General features: G+C 40.6%; 5 protein-coding genes and 2 pseudogenes. 6 read left to right on the top strand and 1 reads right to left on the bottom strand.

All coding sequences use genetic code 11. The features are described from left to right. The 6 genes and pseudogenes from M2R47_RS08860 to M2R47_RS08835 all read left to right on the top strand — a co-directional run. A pseudogene (locus M2R47_RS08860) lies at nucleotides 1–82 on the top strand (RNA-guided endonuclease TnpB family protein); the annotation flags it as partial. Nucleotides 83–99: 17 nt separating this feature from the next. Further along, the gene (locus M2R47_RS08855) at nucleotides 100–2,031 is read left to right on the top strand and encodes a type IV secretory system conjugative DNA transfer family protein (RefSeq protein WP_249102235.1); all 1,932 of its coding nucleotides are present in this window, start codon (nucleotides 100–102) and stop codon (nucleotides 2,029–2,031) included. 13 nt (nucleotides 2,032–2,044) lie between these two features. Continuing rightward, the gene (locus M2R47_RS08850; protein ID WP_249102217.1) at nucleotides 2,045–3,385 is read left to right on the top strand and encodes an LPD7 domain-containing protein; all 1,341 of its coding nucleotides are present in this window, start codon (nucleotides 2,045–2,047) and stop codon (nucleotides 3,383–3,385) included. Between the two features lie 142 nt (nucleotides 3,386–3,527). Further along, nucleotides 3,528–5,753, top strand: coding sequence for a DNA topoisomerase (locus tag M2R47_RS08845; protein ID WP_249102215.1), 2,226 nt, complete (start codon nucleotides 3,528–3,530; stop codon nucleotides 5,751–5,753). Nucleotides 5,754–5,824: 71 nt separating this feature from the next. After that, on the top strand, nucleotides 5,825–6,199 hold the full coding sequence (locus M2R47_RS08840; protein ID WP_249102213.1) for a hypothetical protein: 375 nt from the start codon (nucleotides 5,825–5,827) through the stop codon (nucleotides 6,197–6,199). A gap of 24 nt (nucleotides 6,200–6,223) precedes the next feature. Further along, the gene (locus M2R47_RS08835; protein WP_249102210.1) at nucleotides 6,224–6,841 is read left to right on the top strand and encodes a hypothetical protein; all 618 of its coding nucleotides are present in this window, start codon (nucleotides 6,224–6,226) and stop codon (nucleotides 6,839–6,841) included. Here M2R47_RS08835 and M2R47_RS08830 read toward each other — a convergent pair. Then, nucleotides 6,815–6,895, bottom strand: a pseudogene (locus tag M2R47_RS08830) (RNA-guided endonuclease TnpB family protein); the annotation flags it as partial. The gene M2R47_RS08835 and the pseudogene M2R47_RS08830 sit on opposite strands and share 27 nt — an antisense overlap.

The following is a 6,895-nucleotide window of genomic DNA, read 5'->3' as shown; positions in this document are numbered from 1 at the left end:
GCATGATAGAGATATCAATGCTAGTAAGAACATTCTTGCGGTCGGGCTTGACCGTCTAGCAGTAGGAATCCCCTCGGTTTAGCGAGGGGAGGAAGTCAATTGTATCATGAACAATATGGAAATATACCAAAAGTAAAAAATGCAATTATGGGTTCGGCTGGTGCTGGATTTGCAACTTGGGTTATTCTTAATGTGGCGGTAGCGGTGGCTTTATTTGCCAAACCAAAAAGAGAATTGCACGGTTCGGCTCGGTTTGCCAATGACGCAGAAATTAGAAAAACTGGTTTTTTGCCAACACCCCAAGAAGAAGAGAAATTAAAGAAAAAATTTCCCAGCGAACCGCCAGTAATTATTGGCAAGCATAAGGGTAAATTTTTGCAATTCTATGGGAATGAGTTTATTTCTATTGGTGCACCAACTCGCTCAGGTAAGGGTGTAAGTATCGTTATTCCTAACCTGCTTACTTATCCTGATAGTATCGTGGTGTTGGATATTAAAATGGAAAACTGGTTGCTTACGGCTGGCTTTCGTGCCAAGTACCAAGATGTCTTTTTGTTCGCTCCTAAGTCCGAAGACGGCTGTTCTCACCGCTACAATCCGCTTGATTACATAGACCGAGACGACACAAAAAGAATGGCCGACATTCAAAACATTGCCAATATCTTTTACCCTTCTGATGACCCAAAAGACGCATTTTGGCAAAACCAAGCTCAGCGTATTTTTACAGGGCTGGTGCTTTATATGATGGAAACGCCAAGCCGTCCTTGCACGATGTCGGAGCTTATCAAGCTGACAACGCCAACCAGTATGCCATTGCATGAATGGATACCAACAATCATCAATGAAAGAAAAAGTACGCCTATTGTGATTAACAATGAAACTGGTGAAACAAGGGTAAAAGAGCTGTCTGTGGAGTGCATAGAAGCGATGATGGCGTATGTGAATGTGGATAGTGATAATACTCGGTCTAGCATTCTAGCAACGCTGATGTCGCCTTTGAATGTCTTTACAGACCCGTCTGTGGCAACCGCCACAAGTCATTCTGATTTTCGCCTTGATGATGTGCGTAAAAAGAAAATGACAATTTATGTGGGTATTCAACCTAACGAATTATCAAGATTTTCTAAACTGTTAAATGTGTTTTTTAGCCAGCTTATCAATATTAACACAAGGGTGTTGCCTGAACATGATGAGCGGTTGAAATATCAATGTTTAGTATTGCTGGACGAATTTACTTCGCTGGGGCGTGTCGATATTATTCAAAAGTCTATTGCTTATATTGCTGGCTACAATGTCCGACTTATGCCAATTTTCCAAAGCGTCAGCCAGGTAGAAGACGCTTACGGCAAAGATGGGGCAAATGCTATTTTGTCCAACATTGCTTGTCAGGTGGAATTTACACCCACAACCATAGAGCAAGCGGAGCATGTGAGCAAACGCTTGGGTACTCAAACGGTTAAGGGTAAATCTGTAAGCCGTAATCGTGGTAAAGGTGGCGGTGGTAGTGTGTCCATGTCAGACCAAAGCCGTGCGTTAATGCTTCCGCAAGAGCTAATGGAAATGGGTGATGAAGACCAAATCATTCTTTTTAGACGCACCAAGCCCATTAAATGCGAAAAAGCCTTTTATTACAGCAATCCGCAAGTATTTGGTAGCCGTATGAAAAGCCTATCAAGACCTGCCAAAGGCTTGCCAATACCAACCGAAAGCGAACCGCCCAAGCTAGATATTATTGGAACGCTAAATATCATGCGTGGCGTGAAGTTAGAACCGCCAAAAAACCACAAGGAAACCAAACCGATTGATCATTACCAAGAGAAACACCCTGATTTTCTTGCAGAACTTGGGGCGGTGCTTGGCTTTACTGATGAAGTTTTTGCTGAACTGAACAGAATGGAAGCCCAAGCGAAAGCCAAAGCTGAACAAGATGAAAGTTCTGATGACGAAATTGTATTTAATTTAGATGATACAGATGAATTTGATGATGATTTTGTCAAAGAGCAAATCGGTACAGATGAATTTAATTTTTAATGGGAGTTAGACCATGAGCAATCAAAATTTTAAAACTGGTACAATCGCTGATGTTGGTTATGCAGAATATAAGGGTAAAGAGACTTTTTACCTTGTCTTACAAGATGATAAAGGTAACTTGGCTGACCCTATTCGTGGCAAGGGGCTTGAAGAAGCCTTTAATAAAGCTGGCGATTTAAAAAAGGGCGATGTAGTAAACCTTAAAGACTTTGGTATTGATGAAGATACCAAAAAAAGAATATGGGAAATTGAACGCCACGAACCACACCAAGACTTATCCAATGAAATCAGCCAAGACAATGATGTCGCCCAAGAAGCGGATAAATTTTTGGATAAAAAAGACATTAAATTACAAGATTTTGAATATGTGCCTGACAGCATTAAAAATAATTATGTTGGTATTACCAAAAATAGATTTATGTCTGACGAAAAAATTAACTATTATGACAAAAACGACAAACAGCAAATAGATATTGCTTTTGAAGACAGAAAGAATAGTTTAAACACTTCACGGCAAGACGACAAAACCATTCACGCCATGCTTGACTTGGCAGAAAGCAAAGGCTGGACAGCCATTAAATTAAAAGGTACAGAAGAATTTAAGCAAAAAGCGTGGCTAGAAGCGTCTTTGCGTGGTATTGCAACCAAAGGCTACCAGCCGTCTGAGCGTGATTTGGCAATGCTGGAAGCCAGCAAAAAAGAGCGTAGCATTAATACGGTTATTGCTGAAAAATTACAAGAGCCAGTTCGTGAAAAAGTAGAAGAAGCCAAAAGCAATCAGACTGATATTCAAGCACCCACAACGCTTGAAAAAATGACTGAAATTGATGTGGTAGAACATGAAAAAGTTGCACCAAAAAAAACCGAAAAAGAAATTAAGCAAGAAATTAAAACGCTTATTCAAAATGGTGTGAGAGACGGCTCAATTAAAGAACGCTCTGATATTATTGAGAAGCTCAAAGAAAATGGATTTAATGTGATAAGAGAAAATGAAAAATCAATCACGCTTTCAAATCCAAACGGTAAAGATATACGCTTAGACGGTGAATTATTTACTAAAAATTATAACGCTTTAAAATCACTCAATGAAAGTTTAAAGCCTGAAAATGTCAAAGAAAAATATCCGCAAATGAGCGATGAGAATATTGCCAAAGTGAATTTATGGCGTGAAAATGTATTGAGTAGATATGATACCAATGAAGCGAGACAAAACGCCATGAGCCGATTAAATAATGTCTTGCCTGATGTGGCAAGTGGTAAATTGGAATTGGGCTATCCAATACCGCCAAATGAAATTAAGCCTGAAATTGAAGTGAGAGTGCCTGATAGTGGCGACCAAAGCCGTTCAAGATGAATTTAACTGTGTAGTATATCTTTAAAAAGTTTTTAAAAAATAAGAAAATCAAAGATTTGTTATTTTATTACTTGCTTATATATGCTACACGATGATTGTTTTGATTTTTCTTTTTTGTCTTTTTAATTAAATGGGTTGGAGAATGAAATTATATATTGCAGAAAAACCTGATGTGGCAAAAGCCATTTGTACCGCTCTTGGTGGTGGTTTTGTGCGTAAGGACGGTTATTTTGAGCACCCAGTTAAGCAAGATAAAGTTACTTGGTGCTTTGGGCATATGCTGGCTTTAAAAGACCCTGATGAACTTGATGAAAAATACAAATATTGGGACATGGACATCCTGCCGATTGAGCCAGCCTTACCAGCTCCAAGAAAAATACCTGCCGATAAGAAAAAACAGGTAGGGGTTATCCGTGAATTGGTTAAAGAAGCCCAGACCATTGTTCATGCTGGCGACCCTGACGATGAGGGTCAGCTCTTGGTTGATGAATTGCTTCGTTATTTTGGCAATAAAAAGCCTGTTATGCGTGTGCTTATCAACGACAATACCCCTGCGGTAGTTCAAAAGGCGATTGCCAACATGAAGCCTAATGTTCAATTTGAGCATTTGGGCTGGAAAGCCGAAAGTAGAGCCATTGGCGACCAATCATTTGGATACAACCTTACAAGGGCTTACAGCTTATCAGAGCAAGCAAAAACTGGCAATCGTGAAACTTGGCACATTGGACGAGTGCAAACGCCAATTCTAGGGCTTGTGGTGCGAAGAGACCGAGAAAATGCCAGCCATAAGAAAAGCTACTATTATACCATTACAGGTGATTTTATGTTTGGTGGCGTAACATTTACTGCACGATACCAGCCCAAAGACACCGACCCCACAGACGAAAAAGGGCGTTTATCGGACAAAATTTTTACCCAAAATCTTGCCAAGTTGCTTAACGATAAAATCGCTAAAATACTTGTGGCGACTACCGAGCATAAAAAAGAGCCAGCTCCCCTACCCTATAATCTGCTCAAATTGCAACAGGAAGCCAGCCGTAAGTTTGGCTACAAACCTGATGATGTTATGGCAATCACGCAATCATTGCGTGAGAAGCACCACCTGATAACCTACAACCGCTCCGACTGTCAGTATTTGAGCGATGAACAATTTGCCGATGTTGGCGGTGTTTTATCTGCAATTGCTGGCACTTTTGACATTATGAGTGGTGCTTGCTCTAATGCCAACCCAAGCCAAAAAGGGCGAGTATTTAACTCCGCCAAAGTAACGGCTCACCACGCCATTACCCCAACGCAGACGGTGGGGAATTGGTCTAGTTTGAGTGAAAAAGAGCAAAATCTGTACAAAGTCATTGCACGAAATTATATCGCTCAATTCTACCCACTCTATGAGTATGACGAAACCAAAATCATGCTTGATGTGATTGTGGACGGTGTGGCGTACCAGTTCCAAGCCACCGCACGAGTGGATACGGCTATGGGCTGGAGAAAGCTCTACACGCACGATACAGGCAATGAAGAAGTCGCCTTGCCTGATGATGTCGCCAGCGTGGATTTACGCAGTCTAAAAGCAAGTGATATGGGGCAATGCGTTACCGCCCACGCCAACGAACACGAGACCAAACCACCAGCATTATACACCATGACAAGCCTACTTGGTGATTTAACCAAAGTTGCCAAGTATGTTAAAGACCCACACCTTGCCAAGATTTTAAAAGACAAGGACAAAGAAAAACAGGGTGAACACGGTGGTATTGGCACACCTGCCACACGCTCCGCCATTATCAAAAATTTATTTGAGCGTGGTTATTTGGCTGAAAAGGGTAAATCCATTGTCAGCACAGACAGGGGTAAAGCCTTGTATGATTTGCTTGATGACAAAATCCGCTATCCTGATATGACTGCCGTTTGGGAAGAACAACAGCAAAATATCAAGGGTGAGCAAGATGTTTATGCTTTTATCGAGCAAATGCAAAACACCACGATTGTACCAACGGTAAACGCCCTAAAAGCCAATTACACCAAACCAACGCCCAAAGAAAAGCCAAGTAGTCCCTGCCCTGAATGTGGGAGACCCATGTACCAAAAATCAGGTAAATTTGGGTTATTTTGGGGTTGTAGTGGCTGGAATGACAAAGAAAACCCCTGCAATCACATGATGAATGATAAGGACGGTAAACCAGTCCCCAAAGAGCCTAAACCAACTCAAAACTTATCAGAGTTTGATTGTAAAAAATGCGGTAAAAAACTGATACACAGGAAAGGCACAAGTAAAGCTGGTAAGCCGTACAGCTTTTTTGGGTGTTCAGGCTTTCCAAAGTGTAAGCAAAATTATGATGAAGTGAATGGCGTACCCAAGTATGAATAGAAAACTGCTATGATACTTACGCCCTTTAACTTTTCTTTTTGTCTTTTTAACATAATCCATAAGGTAGAGATATGAATAATTACACAGAGCAGACCTATCAAAAATATGTAGAAGCTCGTCAGCGTGCGGATATGCCCTACATAGAAAGTTATGATACATGGCTCACAAAAAATGCTGAATTGGCGGAGCTACAAGCCGAAAATGAAGCAGATACTTGGGAAAATAGCGAATATAACCCAGCTAATTACCCTGATTTTGAAAGCCTAGACAATGAAACCAAACAACAGCGTATTGAACAAGGCAACGCAGAATATTGGCAACATAGTGAAGTCTTAGAAAAGCAAATCAGCGACTTAGAACATCTACTTTTAAACCCTGATGAGCTTGAAAAAGATGATTTGAACAATGATGGTGAGCCAGTAGAATACTGGACAACGGACGACTAAACGCATTAAGTTAAGGGGCATACCATGAGCAATCCTGAAAAACTACAAGACTTTGGCGAACACATCGCAGGGGCGAAAAAAGAGACCTATTTTAGAGCCATAGACCCAACAAGTGAAGAAGCCAAAACATTACCATTATCAAAATTATGGATTGATAAAGACATTAAAGCGATTGAAGACATTGAAATTGCGTCAATCGCTCATACGCTTAGAGACGCTTTACCAACTCGCCCAAGAAGCCCATATAAGTTAAATCGCTGGTTGGACGAAGTTAGCAAAAGCCAAGCAATTGTTGTTGGTCTGCTGGAAAAAAACGACCCAGTTTTTACTGAAATTGTTATGAGGGAGTTTGAAAAAACTCGTAACGGTAACAAGGCTTATTTGCTTACCAAACTAGACCGTGAAGACTGGAAGAAAGTTGGTGATGTTAGATTTCTACAAAACACCAATGAAAATAATAGTGTTTATTTAAGTGTGCAATTAAAAGGTGAACGCCATTCGTTTTATCCCAAAGAGCCTGTTACCCTTGCAAATTATGATACTAGGGCAATGATTGATGAATTTGCAAGTGATATACAAACTATTTTAAAAGACAAAGTTGACTTCCTCCCCTCGCTAAACCGAGGGGATTCCTACTGCTAGACGGTCAAGCCCGACCGCAAGAATGTTCTTACTAGCATTGATATCTCTATCATG

The sequence above is a fragment of the Moraxella oculi genome (assembly GCF_023336735.1).
Lineage (GTDB): Bacteria > Pseudomonadota > Gammaproteobacteria > Pseudomonadales > Moraxellaceae > Moraxella > Moraxella oculi.
The sequence above is the reverse complement of the archived record's forward strand: the minus strand, read 5'-3'. Positions and strand labels throughout refer to the sequence as shown.